Raw genomic sequence first — 22,477 nt, forward strand, 5'->3', positions numbered from 1 at the left:
CGGGCGGGAAAGCAGCGCTTTTTAGCGGTCCTGGAAAGCGACACCTGCAGGCGAAGCGCAGTTGGCCCACTATTGGCCGAACCGAACGTCAGCTGATTCCCAAGCGCATGGTCATTGCTGATCAAGACCGGACATCAACAATGACCGCCTCCAGGCCGCGAGCGGCGAAAGCCGCCAGCACGCCGCCTTTGAAGCCTGCTAAGCCGCCGAAGCCTTGGGTTCGGCTTGGGCCACCATCGCCTTGCGGCCATTGGCGATGCGTTGGGCGATGACGGCGCAGACCAGAAGCTGGATCTGGTGGAAGATCATCACGGGAAGGATGATCAGGCTCACGGCTTGCCCGGCAAACAGGATATTGGCCATGGGCAGGCCGCTGGCGAGGCTCTTCTTGGAGCCGCAAAACAGCAGCACCAGCCGATCCTCCTGCGAAAGGCCGGCGGCCTTGCCGGCAAATACAGTGGCGAACATCACCACCGCCAGTAGCACGCAGCTGGCGAGCATGATGATGAGGATCGCGACCCAATCCACCTGGCTCCAGATGCCCGCGACCATGCCGGCGCTGAAGGCGGAGTAAACAATGAGGAGGATCGAGCCGCGATCAACGATCGAGGTCAGGAGCTTGTGCTTTTGCACCCAGGGCCCGATCAGCGGCCGCGCCACCTGCCCGAGGAAAAACGGCAGCAGGATCTGAATGCCGATGCTCAACATGGCACTGGCATCAACCCCATGACCGCCAGTGTGGAGCAGCAGCGCTGTCAGCGCCGGGGTGATGAAGACGCCCAGCAGGTTCGACACTGATGCCGCGCACACGGCGGCCGGCACATTGCCGCCGGCAATGGAGGTAAAGGCAATGGAGGACTGCACTGTCGAGGGCAGCAAGGTTAGATACAGCAAGCCGATGATGATCTCGGGCTGCAGCACCGATGCGAGGGCCGTAGAGAACAGGAGCCCCAGCAGCGGGAAAGCGATGAAGGTGAAGCCAAACACCAGCAGCTGGAGCCGCCAATTGGCGATGCCCGCCACGATGGCCGAGGTGTTGAGCTTGGCGCCATACAAAAAGAACAGCAGCATCACGGCGTAGTAGGACGCCTGCGACACCACTTCCGCCCCCAGCCCCCGCGCGGGCAACAGGGTGGCAAGAACCACCATGCCGAGGAGCAGCACCATGTACAAGTCGATGCCGAGGCTCTTGAGTCGTGCGGAAAATGCCATTGAAGTCGCCAGATAAGGTTAGGCGCCGGAGCGCAGAAAGAACGAAGGTTTGGGGTTAGGCAGGCTCGAAGCTCGAGACATGGTTGAGCGCGATGACCCAGCGCCCGTCGCGCTTGCGCATGAGCCTGGTGTTGATGCCCTGCTGTGCCTCGCGCGGGCGCGAAAGGCGGTATGAACTGACCAGCTGGGCCGCATCGGGCGCGAGCATTTCGATGCGAATGTCGGAGAACTCGATCTCGCCGCGCATCTCGGGGGCTGAACCATAGTCCGCGATGTAGTGATCCAGTGTCGCCTGCCAGTCTCGCTGCACCCGCCCGCGAGACACGAAGATCACGTCCGGATTGGCAAAGCCGGCCATATAGCCGTGGAAATCTCCACGATTCCAAGCGACCTGCATATCGGCGATCACGGTGCGGATGGCGGTTTCATCGTCGGAATAAGACATTGCGGGCTCTTGTTCAGGCAGGAGAGAAGGTGGGTTTGCTGGTTGCACTGTCCTGGATCTGGCGGCGGATCAACACTTCCTGCGCCGCCGAAACAAGATGCCGCCGCAGTGCCGTTTCAGCGGCGCGCGCGTCCTGATCGAGGATCGCATCGACAATCTGCTGATGCTCGAGGCAGGAGCGCTTGAGCCGGCCGGTATCCTTGAGCTGGTATTTGCGGAACGGAGCAAGTTTGACGCGCAGGGCCTGGGCTATCCCAGCCAGATCGCTGTTGTGACTGCCCTGGAATAACAGCTCGTGGAACGCGGCATTGGCGGTGTCGTAGCCGCCGTGATCGCCCGCTTCAGCCAGGGCATTCATCTGCTGATGCAGGCGCTCGAGTTCGGCGCGCTCGCTCATGGTCATGCGCTGGGACGAGAGGCGGCCGCAGGTGGCCTCCATCTCGGCCATGGCCTCGAACATCTGGTCGATGCGCTCGGCCGAAATCTGCACCACCAGAACGCCCTTGTAGGGGACGCGCTCGGCAAGCGAGCGGCCACACAAGATATGGAGGGCCTCGCGAACGGGGGTCCGCGAAATGCCGAATCGCTCCGCAATGGAGCTCTCATCCAGACGAGATCCCGCCGGGATGATCCCGGCGATAATTTCCTCTTCGAGTTCCTCCGCAACCACATGGCTGTGGACCTTGCGCGTCTCCAGCATCGTGCTCCTTCCTTCGCGGACCCTCTTGGCGCCGCGGCATTCTTGTATTGGTGAATTATGCAACAGCCTTGCAATGTGCGCAAACAATATACAGTATGCGGCCTCATCCCCCGCGGGGTTGAGGCTGCACAGCTGTATCGTATACAATACTCACAGCTGAGACGAGTTTTGTCCACAGCGCCTCAAGGGCGTATCCGAGAAGCTGAAGGGAAAAGATGAGCTTTACAACACGTCCGGAACTGCGCGGTACGTTTGGGGGGGTGTCCACCACCCACTGGCTCGCATCGGCTACGGGGATGGCGATTCTTGAAAAAGGTCACACCGCCTTTGACGCCGCTGTTGCGGCGGGCTTTGTGCTGCAGATCGTGGAGCCGCATCTGAACGGCCCCGCGGGCGAAGTTCCAATTCTGGTAACGCCCGCCGGCGCCTCAGAGCCGATCGTGATTTCCGGGCAAGGCCCCTCTCCCGCCAAGGCAACGCTGGACTATTTTCGCGAGCTTGGCCTGACCGTTGTTCCGGGCACTGGCATGCTGCCGGCCTGCGTGCCGGGGGCATTCGGCGCCTGGCTGACCCTGCTGCGCGATTTCGGCACCGCCGAGCTCGAGGACGTGCTGGCGCCGGCCATTTACTACGCGGCCCACGGCCACCCGTTGGTGCCGCGCATTGCCAACACCATCGCCTCCATGCGCGAACTGTTCACCACCCACTGGCCAACCTCGGCGGAACTCTACCTGCCGGACGGCGTGGCGCCGCAGGCGGGCAAACTGTTCCGCAACCCGCAAGTGGCGGCGCTTTATACCCGCATCCTGGAGGATGCCAGCAAGGCGCCAACGCGCGAAGCGCGCATCAATGCGGCGCTCGATTTCTGGTACAAAGGTCCGGTGGCCGAGCAGATCGACCAGTTCTGTGCCAGCCAAGATGTGTGGGACGTTTCGGGCACCGCCCATAAGGGCCTGCTCTCCGCCGACGACATGGCCAGCTGGACGCCGCAGATCGAAAAGCCGGCTTCGGTCACCTATGGCGACTACCAAGTGTTCAAATGCGGGGCCTGGTCGCAGGGTCCGGTGCTGCTCCAGATGCTGCAGCTGCTCAAGGGCACGGGCATCGACAAAGTCGACACGCTCGGCCCCGACTTCGTGCACCTGGTGGTGGAAAGCGCCAAGCTCGCCATGGCCGACCGCGAAGCCTGGTATGGCGACAGCCCCGATGTGCCACTGACCGCGCTGCTCTCCGATGCCTATGCCGATGAGCGCCGCCAGCTGATCGCCGACACGGCCTCAATGGAGGTTCGTCCGGGTTCCCCCGAGGGGCGCAATTCCGCCCTGCCGCCGTTGCGCCCTGTGGGCACGATCCCCCAGCCGGGCATCGGCGGCGGCGAGCCGACCGTTGCGCGCGATGTGCTGCTGCCCACCGATAAGCAGGGCGAACCCGCCCTCACCCGCGATGGCGCCCAGCGCGGCGACACCGTGCAGGTGAGCGCGGTGGATCGCTGGGGCAACATGGTTTCCGCCACGCCGTCGGGCGGCTGGCTGCAGTCGAGCCCGGTTATTCCAGGTCTCGGCTTTGGCCTCACCACGCGCGGACAGATGTTCTGGCTCGATGAGGGTCTCAATTCCAGCATGGCGCCGGGTGTGCGGCCGCGCACGACGCTGACGCCTTCCACCGTGTTCCGCGACGGCGTTCCTTATCTCGCCTTCGGCACTCCTGGCGGCGACCAGCAGGATCAGTGGCAGCTCATCATGCTGCTGCGCCACATCCATGGCGGCATGAACCTGCAGGAAGCTATCGACGCGCCCAGCTTCCATACCGACCATCTGCCCAGCTCCTTCTGGCCACGCGAGATCAGCCTTGGCGCCGTGACCCTCGAGTCGCGCTATTCGGCCGAGACGCAGGCGGAACTGGAACGGCGCGGTCACAAGATCACCTTGGGCGACGCCTGGTCCGAAGGCCGGCTCAGCGCCGTGGCCCGGGAGATGGACGGGACGACGCAACTCATCAAGGCGGCAGCCAATCCGAGGGGAATGCAGGGCTACGCCATCGCCCGCTAGCCGCCAATTGCAACCAGTGGAGAGAAGACACCAATGACACTAAAGCCCTTACACATCGCCCTGATGGCGAGCCTTGCCCTGACCGGCATCGCTGCCGCGCCGGCCCAGGCGCAGTCGGTACTCAATATCGGCCTGCAGGATGATCCTGACACCCTTGATCCCGCGACCAACTGGAGCTTTGTGGGCCGCCACGTGCTGCAGTCGCTGTGCGACAAGATCGTCGACATCGACGCGCAGGGCCAGATCGCGCCCATGCTGGCCACCAGCTGGGAATGGAACGCCGACAGCACCGCGCTGACCCTGACCATCCGCGAAGACGCCACCTTCCATGATGGCGAAAAGGTCGATGCCGAAGCGATCAAGTACAATCTCGATCGTGCGCTCACCATGGAAGCCTCGCGCCGCAAGTCCGAGATCAGCAGCATCTCGAGCATCGACGTGCTGGGTCCCTACCAGGTCCAGATCAATCTGAGCGAGCCTTCGGTGCCGCTGCTGGCCGCGCTGACCGACCGCGCGGGCATGATCATCAGCCCCAAGGCCGGCGAAGAGTTGGGTGAGAACTTCACCAACAGCCCTGTCTGCTCGGGTCCCTACAAGTTCGTCGAACACATTGCGCAGGACCGCATCGTCCTAGAAAAGTTCGCCGAATACCACGACGCGGACAACTACCACTTCGATCGCCTGGTCTATCGTGGCATGCCCGATGGCAATGTGCGCCTGCTCAACTTGCGCTCGGGCCAGATGGACCTGATCGAGCGCCTTGCCGCGACCGACGTTCCGGCGGTTCAGGGCGAAAGCAACCTCGCGGTCGCTCCCGTCGTGGGCCTGGGCTATTATGGCGTAACCTTCAATATTACGGGTTCGGGCGCCGACCTCGACGCCGGCAAGCAGGCTGCCGTTCGCGAGGCCTTCAGCCTAGCCGTCGATCGCGACGCCATCAACCAGGTTGTGTTCGAAGGCCAGTTCACCACCGGCAACCAGCCCTTCCCGCCCAGCAGCCCCTTCTACGACCAGAACTTCCCCATTCCCGCTCGCGACCTTGACGCTGCCCGCGCCAAGATGGCCGAAGCCGGCGTGAGCTCGGTCGATGTGGAATTGCTGGTGCCCACCGACGCCGAGCGTCAGCAGGTCGCCCAGATCATCCAGGCCATGGTTGGTGAAGTCGGCATCAATGTCGAAATCAAGCCGACCGAGCTGATGACCTTGCTCGACATCGCCCGCGAAGGCGCCTTCGAAGCTCACCTTGTGGGCTGGAGCGGCCGCGTCGATCCGGACCTTAACATCACGCCCATGCTCGCTTGCGGTGCGGCCGGCAATGATGCGCACTACTGCAACGAGGAACTGGACGCGATCATGACCGAAGCGCGCGCCGTCGGGGACACCGAAAAGCGCAAGGCCAAATACGCCCAGGCCATCGAGATCCTGCTGCGCGACCTGCCGATCGTTTATCTCTACCATTCGCAGTGGATCTTCGCCCACAACGCCAATCTGTCCGGCTTCCAGCCCTTCCCCGACGGCATCATCCGTCTGGGTGGCGTGACCCGCCAGGACTAAGCACAGGCATTACCGCTGCAATGAGCACGCCCACTCCGCTTCAAACCCTGTCAGCCCGCCCAGAAGAACGGGCTGACCCTGCCACCAACCCGGTTCTCGAGGTCAACGATCTGCGCGTCGTATTTGCCGGCGAAGATCGCACCGTAACCGCGGTTGATGGCGTGAGCTTTGTTGTCCGCAAGGGCCGCACGCTCGCCATCGTGGGTGAGTCAGGCAGCGGCAAGAGCGTGACCTCGCTGGCGGTAATGCGCCTCCTGCCCCAAGACAGCGCCCGCATCTCGGGCGCTGTCAATTTCGCCGGCCGCGAACTTCTGAGTGAACCGCACGGGACCATTCGCGACCTGCGCGGCAATCGCATCGCCATGATCTTTCAGGAGCCGATGACCTCGCTGAATCCCTCCTATACGGTCGGGGACCAGATCAGCGAAGCCATCCTGCGCCACCGCAAAGTGTCCAAACAGGCAGCAGCGGAACGGACGATCGAGATGCTGCGCCTTGTGCGCATCCCCTCGCCCGAAACCCGCTACCACCAATATCCGCATAATCTGTCGGGCGGCATGCGCCAGCGCGTGATGATCGCCATGGCCCTCGCCTGCGATCCCGAACTGCTGATTGCCGACGAACCCACCACGGCGCTCGACGTCACCATCCAGGCGCAGGTGCTCGAACTGATGGGCGAGCTGCAGGAGAAAACCGGCACCGCCATCATCCTCATCACCCATGATCTGGGCGTTGTGGCTGAAGCCTGTGACGACGTTATCGTCATGTATGCCGGCCAGGTGGTCGAGCAATGCTCGGTCGAACAGCTCTTCGCCTTTCCCGAACACCCCTATACCGTTGGCCTGCTGGGCTCCCTCCCTCGGCTTGATGGCAAGCGCGAGCGCCTGACGGCGATCAGCGGGACCGTGCCCGACATGGCCAATCCGCCGAGCGGCTGCCGCTTCCGCGCCCGCTGCCCCTTCAGCATCGACAAATGCGCCGAGATGCCAGACCTGCTGGAAGTCTCGCCGGGCCATTTCAGCCGCTGCTGGCGCACTCCGCTGGAGAACCTCGTCCCATGACCGCCTCCACCGTTTCAGCCCAGACTGCGCCGGCCGTTCACCCGATTGTCGAAATCCGCGGCATCGAAAAGCAGTTCGTCGCCAAGAGCAGCTTCCTGGGTCGCCCGCTGGCCAGCGTCAAAGCCGTTGACGACGTGTCGTTGGCGCTGATGCCGGGCGAAATCCTCGCCATTGTCGGCGAATCCGGTTGCGGCAAATCCACGGTCGGGCGCCTGCTGATGCGCCTGATCGAGCCGACCGCCGGGCAGGTCTGGATCGACGGGGAAGATGTCACCAAGCTCGGCCACGCCGCCATGCGCCGCCGCCGGCACAAGGTGCAGCTGATCTTCCAGGATCCCTATGCCTCGCTCAATCCGCGCATGACCATCGGCCAGACCATTGCCGAACCGCTGATGCTGCACAATGTGGTGCCCGCCAATCAGCGCCGCCAGCGCGTCGCCGAACTGCTGGAAATGGTTGGCCTGCGGCCCGAACAGGCCAACCGTTATCCGCACGAGTTCTCCGGCGGCCAGCGCCAGCGCGTCGTGATTGCCCGCGCCCTCGCCTCCGAGCCGCGCGCCATAATCTGCGATGAAGCCGTCTCAGCTCTCGACGTCTCCATCCAGGCCCAGATTCTCAATTTGCTCAAAGATTTGCAGAAGCGACTTGGACTGGCGCTGGTGTTCATTTCCCACGATCTGGGCGTGGTCAAGCACATCGCCGACCGCGTTGCCGTCATGTATTTGGGCAAGCTCGTGGAGATCGGCACCGCCGACATGATCTTTGGCGCCCCGCGCCATCCCTATACCCGCGCGCTGCTGGCCGCGATCCCCGTCGCCGCGCCCACCAAGCGCGAAACGAGTGCCGCGACCTTGCAGGGCGATCTGCCCAGCCCGCTAGCACCCCCGCAGGGCTGCCGCTTGCACACCCGCTGCCCCCATGCCCGCCCCGCTTGCAAGGACGTGGATATGCGGCTCGATGTTGAACCCAATGGCCACGCCAATGCCTGCGCCTTCTGGCGCGAATTGCCCGACCCTGGCCCGGTGACCCGGACTGACGCCAGCCGCAATCCTAAGCTCGAGCAGCTCTTTGCCGCCTTCGAGACGGCCCCGCTTGCCGCAGTCGGGAGGAACTAGAACATGTGGAGCCTATTTGCCCGCCGCCTCCTGCAGCTGGTCCCGACGGTGTTCCTGCTGTCGCTGATCATCTTCTCGCTCCAGCATCTCCTGCCTGGCGATCCAGCGCTGATCCTCGCCGGCGAGAACCCCGATGCCGAAACGGTGGCCGCCATCCGCGCACAGTACCATCTCGATCAGCCTATTTTCGTTCAGTATCTCTACTGGGTGCGGGGCGTGTTCTCGGGCGATCTGGGCATGTCCATGCGCCATGGCCAGCCCGTCGCCTCACTGATCCTGCTCAAACTGCCGGTGACGCTGCAGCTCGCCGTGATGGGCATCGTCATCGCCCTGCTGCTCGGCATTGCCGGCGGCGTTATCTCGGCCCTCAAGCGCAACACCCCGGTCGACTACGTCACCAATGTGGTGTCGCTGGCCGGCATCTCGATACCCAATTTCTGGCTCGGGATCATGATGATCCTGTTCTTCTCCATCTATCTGCGCTGGCTGCCGGCCTCGGGCTATGTCAGCCCCGGCGAAAACTGGCAGATGAACCTAGCCACCACGATCATGCCGGCCTTCGTGCTGGGCTGCAGCATTGCCGGCGTCATCATGCGCCACACGCGCGGGGCCATGATCCAGGCGCTGCAGAGCGACTATGTCCGCACCGCCCGCGCCAAGGGCCTGAGCGAATGGGTCGTGCTGTTCAAGCACGCCATGCGCAATGCGCTCACGCCGATCATCACGCTTGGTGCGCTGGAGTTCGGTGCCCTGCTCTCGGGGGCGGTACTGACCGAGCAGATCTTCACCATCCCCGGCTTTGGCAAGCTGATCGTGGATGCCGTGTTCACCCGGGACTATCCCGTGGTGCAGGGCGTCGTCCTGGTGACGGCTCTCTTTTACATCATCCTCAATCTCCTGGCCGATATCGGCTATATCCTTGTTAATCCTCGTCTGAGGAGCTGATCTTGGCCGCAATCTCTTCTTCTGCGCCGCGCACCAACCCACTAACCGTCTGGACCCAACATCGCGTCTGGCGCCGCCTCGTGCGGCACAAAAGCGCCATGTTCGGCCTGATCATCGTAGTGTTCATGGTGCTGGTCGCGATCTTGGCGCCCCTCATCGCACCCTATGATCCGACGGCGCAAAGCTGGACGGCCGTCCGCAAGCCACCCAGCCCCGAATTCTGGATGGGCACCGACGAGGCCGGGCGCGACATCCTTTCGCGCATCATCTATGGCGCCCGCGCTTCGCTGATGGCGGGCCTGACCTCGGTCGCCATTGCTATCGCCATCGGCGTGCCGCTTGGGCTCGCCGCCGGCTTCATCGGCGGCTTTGTCGATGGCCTCATCAGCCGTTTTACCGACGCGATGCTGGCCTGCCCCTTCCTGATCCTTGCCATTGCACTTGCCGCTTTTCTGGGGCCCAGCCTCACCAATGCCATGCTCGCCATTGGTATCACCGCCATGCCGCTCTTTATCCGGTTGACGCGCGGTCAGGTCCTGCAGATCAAGAGCGAGGAATATGTGGAAGCCGCGAGCGCCGTCGGCAATCCGCGCTGGCGCATCGCCTTCCGGCATATCCTACCCAATATCCTGCCCCAGCTGATGGTGCAAAGCACGCTGACGATTGCGGCGGCCATTATCGCCGAAGCCAGCATGTCCTTCCTCGGCCTCGGCCTGCAGCCCCCCGCTCCCTCTTGGGGCTCGATGCTCAACACCGCGCAGCGCTTCATGGGCAATGCGCCCTGGATGGCACTTTGGCCAGGCATGGCGATCTTCATCACCGTCCTGTCCTTCAACCTGCTGGGCGACGGTTTGCGTGATGCACTCGATCCACGCTCCAAGTAGGAAAGCGCGCGGACGGGTTGCAATCTGAGCGCCAAAGCCTCACCTACGCAGACATACAGAAAGAGGCATCCATGGCGCGCAAACCCAATTACGACTTCGAACGGCGGGAACGCGAGCGGCTGCAAAAGCAGAAAAAGGCTGAACGAGCCGAAGCCAAGCTCAAACCCGCCGGCGAAACCGAGAACACCGATCCCGACCAGACCTCCAGCGAGCAGTAGATGGCTTCGCAGGGATCGACCTATGGGCTGCAAACACTGCTTCTTGTCAGGGCCGGAGCGTGAAGTCGCCCCCGCCCCCGGACCAGGCAGATTCGTTGCGCCAGCTGGGTTGGGGAACATTTCTCCAGGACCAGCTTTCGGCCGGGGAGGCAGAGTTTACCCCAGCCAGGATCGATGCCGTGCACCGTGCGAGGCTCACCGCGCTCTCGGCAACTGGCCAGATCGACATCGATCTACCGGTGCGTACCGACACGGCTGACTTCGCCGTCGGGGACTGGGTCCTCGCTGATCCCCTGACAGGGCTCCTGCACCGACGGCTGGAGCGCAAAACGCTGTTGCAGCGTCCCGGCGAGGGCCGAAGGCCGGCCCAGCTCGTCGCGGCCAATGTCGATACCCTGCTGGTTGTCGTTTCCTGCAATGCCGACTTCAACACCGCTCGGCTCGAGCGCTACCTCGCTTTCGCCAATGATGCAGGAACCGAACCCGTTATCGTCTTGACCAAAGCCGACATGGCCAGCGACCCAGCCGATTACCTGCGCCAGGCCAAGGGCCTGCAGCGCGACCTGGTTGCGCTTACACTCAACGCTCGCTCGCCTGATGCCGCGTTGGCGCTGCAGCCCTGGTGCGGGGCTGGCTCCACAGTAGCCGTGGTCGGCTCATCGGGCGTTGGCAAATCTACCTTGGTCAATACGCTGGTGGGTGAAACCGGAGAGCCGCCACAGCAAACCGGAAGGGTCCGGGAGACTGACTCAAAAGGGCGCCACACAACGACGTCGCGCTCTCTTCACGCCATTCAAGGTGGCGGCTGGGTGATCGACACACCCGGCGTGCGCAGCCTGCATTTGAAGGATGTCGGCCAAGGCATCGACATGCTGTTTGCCGAAATCACCGAGCTTGCCCCCGCTTGCAAGTTCCGCAACTGCAGCCACGATCACGAGCCAGGATGCGCCGTTCGCGCAGCTGTGGCGGCAGGCACGCTCGACCCGGAGCGATTGGCCCGCTGGCGAAAACTGCAGCTGGAAAGCGGCGGCAAAGGCCACTAGGTAGGGCCTAAGTTGCACCATTAAGGGGTGGTTCGCCGACTTGCGGGCGAGCTATTCGCGGAATGCATCACCGCCAGATCACAGTCCCGCGATGTAACAGATTTGATCGACCTTCTTCACACATCGCTAACCATCAGCGGCGCACCGTCCATGCAGGAGAACACCCTCATGAACGCTGAACTGCATCCCGATACCAAGCCGACGCGCCATTTGATCATGAAGGAAGACAAGGTGGACCCGATGTGGGCTGCCGACGAGGACGATCGACGTGCCGCCATTATCCGCCGCGCCGCGGCCGGAGCCCGCAAGGCGCTGCGCGAGCGGAAGTGAGTTTCAGCTCCAACCCTCTTGATCGTTGCTGAGGCCAAGATCCACTGAGTTCATCCACGGTGGGCGCCACTCCGCTCTGGACCAATTGATGTGTCCATGCCAGGAGGAACCCCGTCCGGCCCGAACCATTTGGCTCGCAGCTTGAGTTAAATATCAGGAGTTTGGATGAGTAAGGCTGTTGGCGCGGACGGCTCGCTTCTTTCCGCTGCGACCCCATCCCTCTCCTGGATTTCGGTGGCGCGTCACGCGCCATACTTTGTCGATGAAACCGGCGCCCCCTGGACACCCATTGGGCAGAACGACGCCATCAGCTGGCCCGAACTCAATGGCCTCTTCCGTCGGCGTGACGTTGAAAGCGTGGAAAAGCACCTGCTCTGGCTCAAGGACAGCGGGGTCACCTGTCTGCGGCTGATGCTGGAATATGCCCAGGTCCGGCATCGCTATTTCGAACGCCCCGCTGGCCGCTACGCGCCTTCCATGGTGCAGTTCTGGGATGACCTATTTGCCCTTTGCGAGCGCATCGGCCTGCGCCTGCTCCTGACCCCGGTCGATACGTTCTGGACCTGGCTGCATTGGCGCTGGCACCCTTGGAACACGGCCAATGGCGGTCCGCTCCGCTCGCCCACGGAGATCCTCACCTGCCCCGAAACCCGGCAGCTGATCAAGGCAAGGCTGGGCTTTGCCGCCCGCCGCTGGGGTGGATCAGGCGCGCTCTTTGCTTGGGATCTGTGGAACGAAATTCACCCCGCTCAAGCCGGCGACAGCGCCGACAACTTTTCTGAATTCATCCATGACCTCTCCAGCTATGTCCGTGAACTGGAAACCGAACTCTACGGCCGCGCTCATCCCCAGACCGTTTCCGTCTTCGGGCCCGAGTTGACGTGGAAGCCGCATATGGCTCTGCACGAGCATATCTTCCGCCATCCGGATCTCGATTTCGCAACCATCCATATCTATGGCTCGGGGCCGATCGACAATCCCAAGGACACGGTGCAGCCGGCCGTCCTGTTTGGCCAGATCGTTCGCGACAGTCTCGCCGAGATCCGCGACAACCGTCCCTTTCTCGATACCGAGCACGGCCCGATCCACAGCTTCAAGGATAAGAAGAAAACTCTGCCCGAAGCATTCGACGACGAGTATTTCCGCCATATCTCCTGGGCCCATCTCGCCTCGGGTGCGGTGGGCGGCGGCATGCGCTGGCCCAATCGCCATCCCCATGTGCTGACGCCCGGCATGCGCCGCGCACAAAAGGCCATGGCCGACTTTCTGCCGCTCCTGAACTGGACCGAGTTCAGGCGCCGCAACCTCAACGCCGAGATCACCGCCGAAGGCTTTCACGCCTTTGGCTGCGGCGACGCCCAGCAGGCACTGCTCTGGCTCTTGCGCCGCGATGAACTGGCAGCGGATGGGCGGGTGCGAACCGACGTTTCCGCCCGCTCAACCATGGTCCGTGTTCCTGGCATTGCCGAAGGCACTTACCAGGTCACGGGCTGGAACACTTCGGATGGGCGCGCTCTCGACCAGCATGTCGCCAGTGCCCGGAACGGAGCGCTTGAATTCACGCCGCAGCCAATCGTGGCTGATCGCGCTTTCGCCATCACGCCGCTTTAGCCGAAGCGTGACCCTGGACACGACCGCTCATAACGGTCTGGCTCCAGGTTCGTCGGCAACGACGCCCTGCCCTTAGCTTGCAGCGGGACGATACGCGACCGAGCGCTGATATAGCGCCACCAAACGCTCGATCTTGGCTTCCTCGATCACGGTCACCTTGGGCGTGCCCAGCCGGCCCGAGGGGTCCACCACGGTCATGCCGCGGGTGATGCCGGGTGCCAGCGCCACATCGATCGATGCTTCGATCGTCTTGGTCACGATGTCGGGCTCGATCACGGCCGCAGCGGCTAGCGGGTCGACGAAGCGGAAATGGTCTTCCCCGCCATAGCCGATATTGGTCTGCCGGGCATGATGGGCCAGGGCCAGCGAGAACTGCTTTTCGGAGCACTCGGGGAGCGCTGCGAACATCGCATCCACTTCCGCCCCGGTCATGTAATGGGTAACGCAGGGCTCCCAGGGGGCCACGAGGGTCTCGATCTCGGCCCCGAACACGATCGCGGCCGCCTCGGGGTCGGCATAGATATTGAACTCTGCCGCGGGCGTGGTGTTGCCGCGGCCATAAACCGTGGCGCCCATGATCGTCAGCTGTCCGATGCCGCCCACGATGTCCGGGGCGACCCGCAGGGCCAGCGCCAGATTGGTCAGCGGCCCGATCATCAGGATATCGATCTTGTCGCCGGCAGCGGCCGCTGCGCGTAGGCTCGAAACGAGGAAGCCAACCGCATCTTCGCTGGCAGGCTGCCCCGTTTGCGTCGGGCGCGGTGCACCGCCAAGGCCATCTTCACCATGGATATATTTGGCATCGATGATGGGCTGGGTCAGCGGCCGTGCCGCCCCCTTGTGCACGGGCACATCGCCCGCCCCGCCCACGGCGAGAACCGCCAGAATGTTCCGCGCGGCGGCATCAAGCCCCACATTGCCAAACACGGTGGTGATGGCATCGGGCGTGCGCCCCGCTGCGATTAGCATCAGCAGCGCCTGCGCGTCGTCGACGCCACCATCGGTATCGAGAATAAACTTGCGAACCATAAAACTACCCTTTGCGCCGCTGGGCAGCTGGCCCGCACTTTGGTCCGGGCCAGCCAAACGGCATTAGAAACGCTTACGCCGCCGCGCCCCGGAGGGGCGTTGCGACGCTCGGCTTCCGCTTAACCCGGCAGCGCGGCGATGTCAGGGCTTAAGCGCACAAGAGGAATGTTAATTTCGCGCGAGTAGCAGGCGCGGTAAACGCGCCCACCGTTCGGATTACAGCGGCACGGCGCTGAAATCGTCGGCATAAACGCCGACCGAAGCGGTCCCGTCGGCTGTCACCGAGCCGCGATACATGCCTTCGGTGTTGTGCGGCATGGCAATGCGCCCCTCGGCATCCACCGCAATGAGCCCGGCGCCGCACTGGTCTTCCGTCAGATCGGCAATGGCAGCCTGTGCAGCATCCGCCACAGCTTCCCCGCGATAGCGGATGCGCGCGGCAATGTCATGGGCCGTGCCACGGCGGATGAAATACTCGCCCAGGCCCGTGCAGGACACCGCCACCACGCCATTGCAGGCATAGGTGCCGGCCCCGATCACCGGTGTGTCGCCAACGCGGCCAACGCGCTTATAGGTATAGCCGCCGGTCGAGGTCGCCGCGGCCAGATTGCCCTGATCGTCAAACGCCACCGCACCCACGGTGCCGTGCTTTTCGGCTTCGCTGCGCGGCCGCATCAGCAGGCCCGCCTTTTCTTCCTGGGCCCGCAGCCAGTGCTGCTGGCGCAGCGGCGTCGTGAAATAGGACTGCTCCACCATTTCGAGCCCCTGCTCGCGCGCAAAGGCATCGGCACCGCCGGCCGACAAGAGCACGCAATCACTGTCATCCATCACCCGGCGCGCCGCACGCACCGGGTTGCGGATGGCACGGGCGGAGGCGACGGCCCCTGCTGCACGGGTGCGGCCGTCCATGATGGCGGCATCCAGCTCATGGTCGCCGGCGGCATTGAGCACCGCGCCATGGCCGGCATTGAAGCTCGGGTGGTTCTCAAGCGCCACCACGGCCGCTTCCACCGCATCAACCGCCAACCCACCACGGGAGAGGACGTCCCAGCCGGCGCGCAGCGCATCACGCAGACCATCCCGGGCGGCCTGGTAGGTCTCGGGCGTAAAGTTGGCACGCGGAATGGTGCCGGCGCCGCCGTGGATCACAAGACTTGCCATGCTTTATGCCTCTTCCGAATAACGGGCTTGGAGATAGTTGAGATAGGGCGCGATCTCGACCGAACGCCCGGTCACGCGCTGCAGCAGTTCATCGCGCGAGAAGCGGCGCCCGTGCTGCCAGATATTGTCGCGCAGCCAGCCGGCAAGCGGCACATAATCACCTGCTTCGCTTAAGGCGATCACTTCGGGAACGGTCTTGCGTGCCGTTTCCATCAGCTGCGCTGCCGTGATGTTGCCGATCGTATAGGTCGGGAACGAGCCGAGGTAACCCACCGACCAGTGGATATCCTGCAGGCACCCCTGCAGGTCATCGGGAACATCCAGCCCCAGATCGCGCTTGATTGCCTTGTTCCACTCGCCTGGCACATCCGCGACAGCCACGCTGCCATCGAGCATGGCCTGCTCGAGTTCCACCCGCAGCATGATGTGGAAGTCGTAGCTCATCTCGTCGGACTCGACGCGGGTCAGGCCCGGCGAAACGCGGGTCACGCCCTTGTAGAACTCCTCGGCAGTGACATCGTCATAAACGCCCGGCACATCGCTGCGCAGATCGTCCATATGCCGCTGCCAGAATGAGCGGCTGCGCCCGACATGGTTTTCCCAGAGGCGCGACTGCGATTCATGGGCGCCAAAGCTGGTCCCGCCCACGGCATAAAGCCCGATGAGGTCGGTCGCGAGCACCGAGCGGGTCAGCTCGGGCGCAATGTTCTGCTCGTAGAGCCCGTGGCCGGTTTCATGCAGCGTGCCGAACAGCGCCATCGGCATGTAGTTGGGACGATAGCGCGTGGTCAGGCGCACATCGTTGCGCGTGAACGACACCTCGAACGGATGCACCGAAATATCGAGCCGGCCGCGGTTCTGATCGAAAGTGAACGCCTCCGCCATCCGGGCGGCGAATTTGCGCTGCAGCGCCGGATCCACCGTGCGGAACAGGAAATCGCTGCGCGGCGCGGGACGGGCCACGGCCGCGTCGTAGATCGGCTTAAGTCCGGCCCGCAGGGCGCTGAAAAGACTCGTCAAACTAGCGGCGGTCTCGCCGGGTTCATAGAGCCCGACCAGGGCATCATAGGGATGATCCTGCCAGCAAATCGCATCGGCATAAAGCTTGGAGAGGCGCAGCATTTCCGCCAGGTGCGGCGCAAAGATCGAAAAGTCATTGGCCTGCCGGGCAGCAATCCAGGCATCATTGGCCACCGAATGCTGGGCGGCGCGCTCGCGGACCAGCTCACCAGGGACGCGCAGGTGGAAATCGATAGCTTCCTTGGCCTGCGCCACACTGCGCCGCTCGATGGAGTCTTCGGGCAGATCAGCGGTTGCCTCGTCCGCCGCCGCGGTCAGCTCGCGCGTCTTGCTGTCGACGATCAGATCGCGCGCCAGACCCGTGAGGGTCCCCACCTGTTCGGAGCGCGTGACGCTGGCTTGGGCCGGCATCATCGTGCGCGCATCCCAGTTGAGGATGTTCACGGCATTGAGCACGTCGTTGACCGCGCCGAAGCGGGTGACGAAATCCTGGTATGCAGTCATGTCAGTCAGGCTCCTGTGCCACCGTCATAAAGGTGGCAGGCAACATCGCCGGGGGCACCGGCGGCAGGCTTGAGAACGGGACGGTCAACCTTGCAGCGGGGCCCCGCATGGGGGCAGCGCGGATGAAACGGGCACCCTGGCGGCGGATTGAGCGGCGAGGGAATTTCCCCGACCACGGCCGAAAACGCACCGCGCCCAGCACCCAGCTTGGGCACGCTGTCGAGCAAGGCCCGCGTATAGGGATGGGCCGGCGCATCGAAGAGCGGCACGGCATCGGCTAGCTCCACGATCCGCCCCAGATACATGATGGCGACGCGGTCCGATACGTGACGCACAACGCTGAGGTCGTGGCTGATGAAGACGGCGGTGAGCCCAAGCGTCTGCCGCAGATCGAGGAAGAGGTTCAGCACCTGCGCCTGGATCGACACGTCGAGCGACGCTACCGGCTCGTCCAGCACCAGCAGTTCGGGCTGCATGGCCAAGGCGCGCGCAATGGCCACGCGCTGACGCTGGCCGCCCGAGAACTGGTGCGGGAAGCGGCGGCGCGTGCTGGGATCGAGACCCACCCGGCGCAGCATGTCGGCGACATAGCTGTCAGCGCCGCTGGCCGGCACGAGCTTGTGGTGCACGGGGCCTTCGGCCACCGTGTCGCCCACGCGCATGCGTGGATCCAGACTCGAAAACGGGTCCTGATGCACCATCTGCACGCGGGTCGTCAGCTTGCGCGGGCGCCCGCCCGTGCTGGTGGCCACAGGCTTGCCGTCAAGGGTGATGGCCCCGTCGCTCGGGTCATAAATGCCGGCAATCATCCGCCCAAGGGTGGATTTCCCACAGCCCGACTCCCCGACGAGGCCGACCACTTCCCCTTTTTGGACGCCCAGACTGACGTCCGTTACCGCATGCACGGTCTGCGTGCGGTCTTTACCGCCTAGCTTATGGGCGATCTTGTCGGTCAGGGCCGGGCGGCGCACGAAGCGCTTGGAGGCGTTGGTGATGGCAAGGATCGGCTGGTTCATGCCGCGCCCTCCAGAATGGGGTGGTAACAACGCACCATGGTGTCGTCGACCGGCGCCAATGGCGGCATGGTTCGGCAGATCTCGGTGGCGCGCGGGCAGCGCGGCTGGAATGGGCAGCCCGGCGGCAGATTGGCCAGCGAAGGGGTCGAACCCTTGATCTGCGCCAGCTTCTCGCCGCGCTTGGCTTGGCTCGGCACCGAAGCGATCAGCCCGGCCGTATAGGGGTGCTTGGGGTGAGCCAGCACGGCCGCGCTTTCCCCCGACTCCACGATGCGGCCCGCATACATCACCGCAATATCGTCCGCGAGGCTCGACACCACCGACAGGTCGTGGGTCACCCAGACAAAGGCTGTGCCGGTGCTATCGGCGAGCCGGCGCACCTCGGCCAGGATCTGGCTCTGGATCGACACGTCAAGCGCCGTGGTCGGCTCGTCGGCAATGATCACCGCGGGCTTGTGCAGCAGCGCAATAGCAATGGCCACGCGCTGGCGCATCCCGCCGGACAAATGATGCGGGTAGACATCGAGCCGCTCATCGGGAGCGGGAATACCCACCAGCGCGAGCGCATCCCGGGCGCGCTTGCGCGCGTCGGCGGTGGAGATTTTGACATGCGCCTTGAGCGCCGCCACCATCTGCGTGCCGATTTTGAGCACGGGATTGAGCGTCATCATCGGATCCTGGAAAATCATCGAGATGACGGCCCCGCGCGTTTTGCGCATGGCCTCGTTGTCGAGGCTCGCCAGATCGGTCCCGTTCAGCAGTATCCGGCCACCGACGATCTTGCCCGGTGCATCCACCAGCCGCAGGATCGAATAACCGGTGACCGACTTGCCCGAACCGGACTCGCCAACCAGTCCCAGGATGCGACCTTTGCCGACGGAGAAGGATACCCCGTCTACGGCCTTGAGCACGCCCTTGCGGGTAAAGAAGTGGGTCTGCAGTTCTTCCACAGACAGAACGGCATCACTCATTGGCCGCGCCTCGGATTAAGCACATGCCGAACCTGATCGCCGACAAGATTGATTGAAACGATGGTGATCACCAGCGCGACACCCGGATAAACCGAGATCCAGAACCGGCCCGACAGCAGATACTGGAAGCCGTTGGAGATCAGCGCGCCGAGTGAGGGCTCGGTGAGCGGCAGCCCGAGGCCGAGGAACGACAGCGTCGCTTCCAGCGCAATGGCACTGGCCACCTGCACCGTCGCCACCACGATCAGAGGCGGCAGCGAATTGGGCAGCAGGTGCCGCAGGAGGATGATGTGCGCCGGCAAGGGCGTGGCGATTGCCGCCTCGATATAGTCCTTGTCGCGCTCGGCACTGGCCGAACCATGAATGGTGCGGGCGAAATAGGCGTATTGCGCCACGACCAGCGCCGTCACCAACTGCCACAGCCCCTGCCCCAGCATCGCGGTCAGCACGAGGGCGAGCAGGATCGCCGGCATCGACAGCTGCAGATCGACCACGCGCATGATCAGCGCCTCGACCCGGCCGCCCTTGAAGGCGGCGACGAGGCCAATGGTCATGCCAACGAGCAATGCCAGGGCACCCGACATCAGCCCGATCAGCAGCGAGATGCGCAATCCATAAAAGATCGCCGACAGCAGGTCGCGACCCGCCGCATCCGTGCCCAGCACATGCACATAGCCGCCCGACCCAACGCTGCCTGGCGGCAGGCGCGAGTCAAACAGATCGAGCTTGGCCAGGTCATACGGGTTCTGTGGCGACAGCCAGGGTGCAAAGATGGCGATCAGCACGATGGCGACGATAACCACCAGCGAGACCAGCGCCACCTTACTCTCGGAGAACTCGCTCCAGAAGTCGCGCAGCCGTGTGCGCCAGGTTTCAACCTGAAGATCTTCAACCATGCTCATGCCGACCGCCTCGCGCGAATACGCGGATCGAGAATGCCGTACAGCAGATCGACCACCAGATTGATGAGAACAAAAAGGAGCACCACCAGTATGAGGTAAGCCACCATGACGGGGCGATCGAGCACCATGATGGAGTCGATGATCAGCTTGCCGACGCCGGGCCAATTAAAGATTGTCTCGGTCACGACGGCAAAGGCCAAGGTCGAACCGAATTCGAGGCCGAACACGGTCACGATCGGGATCGATATGTTCTTGAGCACATGCAGGCCCACGACCTTGCTTTCCTTGAGACCCTGGGCGCGCGCAAAGCGCACATAGTCTGAGCTCATCGCCTCAAGCGTGCCCGCGCGGGCGAGCCGGATCAGCAGGCCCATATTGAACAGCGCGAGGTTAAAGGCTGGCAGGATGATGTAGCTCCAGCCCTCGGGCGTGAAGAACGAGAAGGGCACGCCGAGAAGGTCGCTGGTCGGTCCGCGCCCGCCTGAAGGCAGCCAATGCAGCTGCACGGCGAAGGTCAGCACCAGCAACAAGCCCACCCAGAAGGTCGGCAACGAAAAGCCGAGGATCGACAGCGCCATGATGGCCTTGGACGAAAACGCCCGTGGCCGGTAGCCGGCCCAGATCCCGAGGGGTACACCGACTACGGCGGCCATCAAAATGGCGCCCAGCGCCAACTCAAAAGTCGCTGGCAAGCGCGAAAAGATCAGATCAAGTACGGGTACGCGGTACACGAATGACTGGCCGAACTCGCCCTGCAGCACATTGCCTACGAACACGAAATACTGCTCGTACAGCGGCCGGTCGAAGCCGTACTGCCGGATGAGGTTTTCTCGAATTTCCTGGGTTGAGGCCGGATCGATCATCACATCGATAGGATTGCCGATGGCGTAAACGCCAATAAACACCAGGATCGACATGACCACCACGACGATGGCTGCCTGGAAAATACGTTGGATGAAGAATCCCAAGAACAGGAAATCCGCTAGCGTGAAGCCCTGAGCGGGCTCAACAGGTTGAGGGGAAGCGCCCGGCTGTCAGCTGAACAGCCGGGCGTCGAGAGCTTTACTGAGCGACAGGCTGGATCAGGTGGGCGAGCGTTTCCTGGTCAACACGCGGCTCGAAGGTCAGCGTATCGGCCTTGGCCGCCCAAACAGTCTGGATGATCACGGTCGGGATCAGCACACGGTCGTTCATCGAGAGCTCGGTAGCCTGCTTGTAGAGCCCACGGCGCTTTTCATCATCCAGCGTGCGCGAGCCTTCCTCGAGCAGAGCATCGATCTCTGGATTGGAGTAGCCCGACTTGTTGAACGCGCCGAGACCATTTTCCGGATCAGCGGTGTGCACCAGCGAACCATAGGTATAGGACGCTTCGCCCGTCAACGTACCCCAGCCCGAGAGCCAGAGGCTGAATTCGCCAGCCTGCTGGGCCGGGAAGAACACCGTGCCGTTAAGTGCATTGGCGTTGATCTTGAGACCAGCACGCGCCCACATCTGCGACAGGGCCTCGCACACAGCAGCATCACCGGGGAGACGGTTGTTGGTGCAGGCAAAGTCGAGCTCGAAACCGTTGGGGTAGCCAGCTTCCGCCAGCAGTGCCTTGGCACGTTCGAGGTCGTACTCACGAACCGGCAGATCGGTGGAGCCGCCAAAGAACGTGGCTGGCATCAGCTGGTTGGCGGGCTTGCCCAGGCCTTCCAGCACGACTTCCGACAGGATGTCGCGGTTGATGGCGAGGTCCATGGCCTCACGAACGCGCAGGTCCTTGAGCGGGTTTTCAGCGATCTCGGCGCCGTTCACCTTCGCCTTGACTGGCAACTCATCCTTCACGTTGGGCGTGATGTTGAGGATGTAGACGCTGTCGGCGATGAAGGTGTCGAGACGCGAGTCATTCTGCATGGCAGCATAATCGGTCGCCGGCACATAGTTGATCAGGTCAACTTCACCGGACTGGAGAGCCGCAACGCGCGATGCGTCATTGGGGATTTCCTTGCGGACGACATTTTCCCAATGGGCTGGCTCGCCCCAATATTCCTCATTGCGCACGAGGACGAGGTCGCCCTTGGGCTGCCAGGACACGAACTTGTAGGGACCGGTGCCGATAGCGGCCTTGCCGGAGTTGAACTCTTCATTGCCCACTTCCCCGATCTCGGAGGACACCACGAACAGGCGGATGAAGTCGTTGGGGAGCGTGGCGGCCGTGCCCTTGGTGTGGACATGCACGGTGTAGTCGTCGATGACCTCAACCGAATCCACCGACTTGGTGTAGATGGTCATGCTCATTGGGCCAGTGACCTGCGGAATGCGATCGATCGAGAACTTGACGTCCTCGGCGGTCAGGTCGGAGCCGTCATGAAACTTGACGCCTTCCCGGATCTTGAATTCCCAGGTGTCGTCATCGACTGGCGTCCACGAAGTGGCGATCGCCGGCTGCAGCTGCAGATCCTTGTCGACGCCGATCAGCGTGTCGAAGATATGACGGAGCGATTCAGCCTGGCTGCCCAGGGTCGACCAATGCGGATCGATGGAGTCAGGACCGGCGCGCACGCCGATCGTCAGGTCGTCAGCCATGACCTGGGCGGACAGAGTTGTGGAGCCGATCAGGGCTAAGGTGAGGGCGAGGACGGCATTCTTCCGGAAAAGCATTTGAACCCCTTGATTACGTGGCGCCACTGTTCAATCCTGTACTGACTGACTAGAACGCTTGCGCC

The 22,477-nt window shown here is 63.2% G+C and carries 21 protein-coding genes; 10 read left to right on the top strand and 11 right to left on the bottom strand.

Annotation, left to right across the window (positions count from 1 at the left end):
* Nucleotides 1-198 precede the first annotated feature (198 nt).
* The 3 genes from AC3YOG_RS12445 to AC3YOG_RS12455 are packed head-to-tail and all read right to left on the bottom strand — an operon-like array spanning nt 199 to nt 2,357.
* Nucleotides 199-1,212, bottom strand: a complete 1,014-nt coding sequence (locus tag AC3YOG_RS12445) for a bile acid:sodium symporter family protein (protein WP_489935314.1) — start codon at nt 1,210-1,212, stop codon at nt 199-201.
* 55 nt (nt 1,213-1,267) lie between these two features.
* On the bottom strand, nt 1,268-1,657 hold the full coding sequence (locus tag AC3YOG_RS12450) for a YybH family protein (RefSeq protein ID WP_489935315.1): 390 nt from the start codon (nt 1,655-1,657) through the stop codon (nt 1,268-1,270).
* Between the two features lie 13 nt (nt 1,658-1,670).
* Nucleotides 1,671-2,357 carry a GntR family transcriptional regulator gene (locus tag AC3YOG_RS12455; protein WP_489935316.1) on the bottom strand — a complete coding sequence of 229 codons (687 nt, stop codon included), beginning with the start codon at nt 2,355-2,357 and terminating at the stop codon, nt 1,671-1,673.
* Nucleotides 2,358-2,572: 215 nt separating this feature from the next.
* Here AC3YOG_RS12455 and AC3YOG_RS12460 point away from each other — a divergent pair, with 215 nt between their 5' ends.
* From AC3YOG_RS12460 to AC3YOG_RS12505, 10 genes are all read left to right on the top strand, one after another.
* Nucleotides 2,573-4,405: a gamma-glutamyltransferase family protein gene (locus AC3YOG_RS12460; protein ID WP_489935317.1), complete on the top strand. Its 1,833-nt coding sequence runs from the start codon at nt 2,573-2,575 to the stop codon at nt 4,403-4,405.
* Nucleotides 4,406-4,438: 33 nt separating this feature from the next.
* The gene (locus tag AC3YOG_RS12465; RefSeq protein WP_489935318.1) at nt 4,439-5,959 is read left to right on the top strand and encodes an ABC transporter substrate-binding protein; all 1,521 of its coding nucleotides are present in this window, start codon (nt 4,439-4,441) and stop codon (nt 5,957-5,959) included.
* A 20-nt stretch (nt 5,960-5,979) separates the two neighbouring features.
* The gene (locus AC3YOG_RS12470) at nt 5,980-7,020 is read left to right on the top strand and encodes an ABC transporter ATP-binding protein (protein WP_489935319.1); all 1,041 of its coding nucleotides are present in this window, start codon (nt 5,980-5,982) and stop codon (nt 7,018-7,020) included.
* The gene (locus AC3YOG_RS12475; RefSeq protein WP_489935320.1) at nt 7,017-8,135 is read left to right on the top strand and encodes an ABC transporter ATP-binding protein; all 1,119 of its coding nucleotides are present in this window, start codon (nt 7,017-7,019) and stop codon (nt 8,133-8,135) included. Before AC3YOG_RS12470 ends, AC3YOG_RS12475 begins: the two co-directional genes overlap by 4 nt.
* A gap of 3 nt (nt 8,136-8,138) precedes the next feature.
* Nucleotides 8,139-9,080 carry an ABC transporter permease gene (locus tag AC3YOG_RS12480; protein ID WP_127753621.1) on the top strand — a complete coding sequence of 314 codons (942 nt, stop codon included), beginning with the start codon at nt 8,139-8,141 and terminating at the stop codon, nt 9,078-9,080.
* A gap of 2 nt (nt 9,081-9,082) precedes the next feature.
* The gene (locus AC3YOG_RS12485) at nt 9,083-9,964 is read left to right on the top strand and encodes an ABC transporter permease (RefSeq protein WP_489935321.1); all 882 of its coding nucleotides are present in this window, start codon (nt 9,083-9,085) and stop codon (nt 9,962-9,964) included.
* A gap of 71 nt (nt 9,965-10,035) precedes the next feature.
* Entirely contained in the window at nt 10,036-10,182 is a 147-nt protein-coding gene (locus AC3YOG_RS12490) for a hypothetical protein (protein WP_164854843.1), read from the top strand.
* A 59-nt stretch (nt 10,183-10,241) separates the two neighbouring features.
* Complete coding sequence (gene rsgA, locus AC3YOG_RS12495; protein ID WP_489935322.1) at nt 10,242-11,225, top strand: ribosome small subunit-dependent GTPase A; 984 nt, start codon at nt 10,242-10,244, stop codon at nt 11,223-11,225.
* Nucleotides 11,226-11,393: 168 nt separating this feature from the next.
* Nucleotides 11,394-11,555: a hypothetical protein gene (locus tag AC3YOG_RS12500; protein WP_164854844.1), complete on the top strand. Its 162-nt coding sequence runs from the start codon at nt 11,394-11,396 to the stop codon at nt 11,553-11,555.
* A gap of 165 nt (nt 11,556-11,720) precedes the next feature.
* Nucleotides 11,721-13,166: a glycoside hydrolase 5 family protein gene (locus tag AC3YOG_RS12505; protein ID WP_489935323.1), complete on the top strand. Its 1,446-nt coding sequence runs from the start codon at nt 11,721-11,723 to the stop codon at nt 13,164-13,166.
* Nucleotides 13,167-13,238: 72 nt separating this feature from the next.
* On the opposite strand, the gene AC3YOG_RS12510 is transcribed toward AC3YOG_RS12505, so the two are convergent.
* The 8 genes from AC3YOG_RS12510 to AC3YOG_RS12545 form a co-directional block, all read right to left on the bottom strand.
* Nucleotides 13,239-14,195, bottom strand: a complete 957-nt coding sequence (locus AC3YOG_RS12510; protein WP_489935324.1) for a nucleoside hydrolase — start codon at nt 14,193-14,195, stop codon at nt 13,239-13,241.
* A 216-nt stretch (nt 14,196-14,411) separates the two neighbouring features.
* Complete coding sequence (locus AC3YOG_RS12515; protein WP_489935325.1) at nt 14,412-15,356, bottom strand: isoaspartyl peptidase/L-asparaginase family protein; 945 nt, start codon at nt 15,354-15,356, stop codon at nt 14,412-14,414.
* A gap of 3 nt (nt 15,357-15,359) precedes the next feature.
* Entirely contained in the window at nt 15,360-16,880 is a 1,521-nt protein-coding gene (locus tag AC3YOG_RS12520) for a carboxypeptidase M32 (RefSeq protein ID WP_489935326.1), read from the bottom strand.
* Nucleotides 16,881-16,885: 5 nt separating this feature from the next.
* Complete coding sequence (locus AC3YOG_RS12525) at nt 16,886-17,896, bottom strand: ABC transporter ATP-binding protein (RefSeq protein WP_127753627.1); 1,011 nt, start codon at nt 17,894-17,896, stop codon at nt 16,886-16,888.
* On the bottom strand, nt 17,893-18,867 hold the full coding sequence (locus tag AC3YOG_RS12530) for an ABC transporter ATP-binding protein (protein ID WP_489935327.1): 975 nt from the start codon (nt 18,865-18,867) through the stop codon (nt 17,893-17,895). Before AC3YOG_RS12530 ends, AC3YOG_RS12525 begins: the two co-directional genes overlap by 4 nt.
* Entirely contained in the window at nt 18,864-19,769 is a 906-nt protein-coding gene (locus AC3YOG_RS12535; RefSeq protein WP_127753629.1) for an ABC transporter permease, read from the bottom strand. Before AC3YOG_RS12535 ends, AC3YOG_RS12530 begins: the two co-directional genes overlap by 4 nt.
* Nucleotides 19,766-20,737, bottom strand: coding sequence for an ABC transporter permease (locus AC3YOG_RS12540; RefSeq protein ID WP_282567555.1), 972 nt, complete (start codon nt 20,735-20,737; stop codon nt 19,766-19,768). The genes AC3YOG_RS12535 and AC3YOG_RS12540 overlap by 4 nt, the downstream gene beginning before the upstream one ends.
* 94 nt (nt 20,738-20,831) lie before the next feature.
* Complete coding sequence (locus AC3YOG_RS12545) at nt 20,832-22,412, bottom strand: ABC transporter substrate-binding protein (protein ID WP_127753630.1); 1,581 nt, start codon at nt 22,410-22,412, stop codon at nt 20,832-20,834.
* Nucleotides 22,413-22,477: the final 65 nt, after the last annotated feature.

The sequence above is a fragment of the Devosia sp. Z6_126 genome (assembly GCF_058133495.1).

Bases quoted from the DNA above. Each gene is read 5' to 3' on its own strand.
- AC3YOG_RS12445 (WP_489935314.1), bottom strand. From the start codon at position 1,212: ATGGCATTTTCCGCACGACTCAAGAGCCTCGGCATCGACTTGTACATG.
- AC3YOG_RS12450 (WP_489935315.1), bottom strand. From the start codon at position 1,657: ATGTCTTATTCCGACGATGAAACCGCCATCCGCACCGTGATCGCCGAT.
- AC3YOG_RS12455 (WP_489935316.1), bottom strand. From the start codon at position 2,357: ATGCTGGAGACGCGCAAGGTCCACAGCCATGTGGTTGCGGAGGAACTC.
- AC3YOG_RS12460 (WP_489935317.1), top strand. From the start codon at position 2,573: ATGAGCTTTACAACACGTCCGGAACTGCGCGGTACGTTTGGGGGGGTG.
- AC3YOG_RS12465 (WP_489935318.1), top strand. From the start codon at position 4,439: ATGACACTAAAGCCCTTACACATCGCCCTGATGGCGAGCCTTGCCCTG.
- AC3YOG_RS12470 (WP_489935319.1), top strand. From the start codon at position 5,980: ATGAGCACGCCCACTCCGCTTCAAACCCTGTCAGCCCGCCCAGAAGAA.
- AC3YOG_RS12475 (WP_489935320.1), top strand. From the start codon at position 7,017: ATGACCGCCTCCACCGTTTCAGCCCAGACTGCGCCGGCCGTTCACCCG.
- AC3YOG_RS12480 (WP_127753621.1), top strand. From the start codon at position 8,139: ATGTGGAGCCTATTTGCCCGCCGCCTCCTGCAGCTGGTCCCGACGGTG.
- AC3YOG_RS12490 (WP_164854843.1), top strand. From the start codon at position 10,036: ATGGCGCGCAAACCCAATTACGACTTCGAACGGCGGGAACGCGAGCGG.
- AC3YOG_RS12500 (WP_164854844.1), top strand. From the start codon at position 11,394: ATGAACGCTGAACTGCATCCCGATACCAAGCCGACGCGCCATTTGATC.
- AC3YOG_RS12505 (WP_489935323.1), top strand. From the start codon at position 11,721: ATGAGTAAGGCTGTTGGCGCGGACGGCTCGCTTCTTTCCGCTGCGACC.
- AC3YOG_RS12510 (WP_489935324.1), bottom strand. From the start codon at position 14,195: ATGGTTCGCAAGTTTATTCTCGATACCGATGGTGGCGTCGACGACGCG.
- AC3YOG_RS12515 (WP_489935325.1), bottom strand. From the start codon at position 15,356: ATGGCAAGTCTTGTGATCCACGGCGGCGCCGGCACCATTCCGCGTGCC.
- AC3YOG_RS12520 (WP_489935326.1), bottom strand. From the start codon at position 16,880: ATGACTGCATACCAGGATTTCGTCACCCGCTTCGGCGCGGTCAACGAC.
- AC3YOG_RS12525 (WP_127753627.1), bottom strand. From the start codon at position 17,896: ATGAACCAGCCGATCCTTGCCATCACCAACGCCTCCAAGCGCTTCGTG.
- AC3YOG_RS12530 (WP_489935327.1), bottom strand. From the start codon at position 18,867: ATGAGTGATGCCGTTCTGTCTGTGGAAGAACTGCAGACCCACTTCTTT.
- AC3YOG_RS12535 (WP_127753629.1), bottom strand. From the start codon at position 19,769: ATGAGCATGGTTGAAGATCTTCAGGTTGAAACCTGGCGCACACGGCTG.
- AC3YOG_RS12545 (WP_127753630.1), bottom strand. From the start codon at position 22,412: ATGCTTTTCCGGAAGAATGCCGTCCTCGCCCTCACCTTAGCCCTGATC.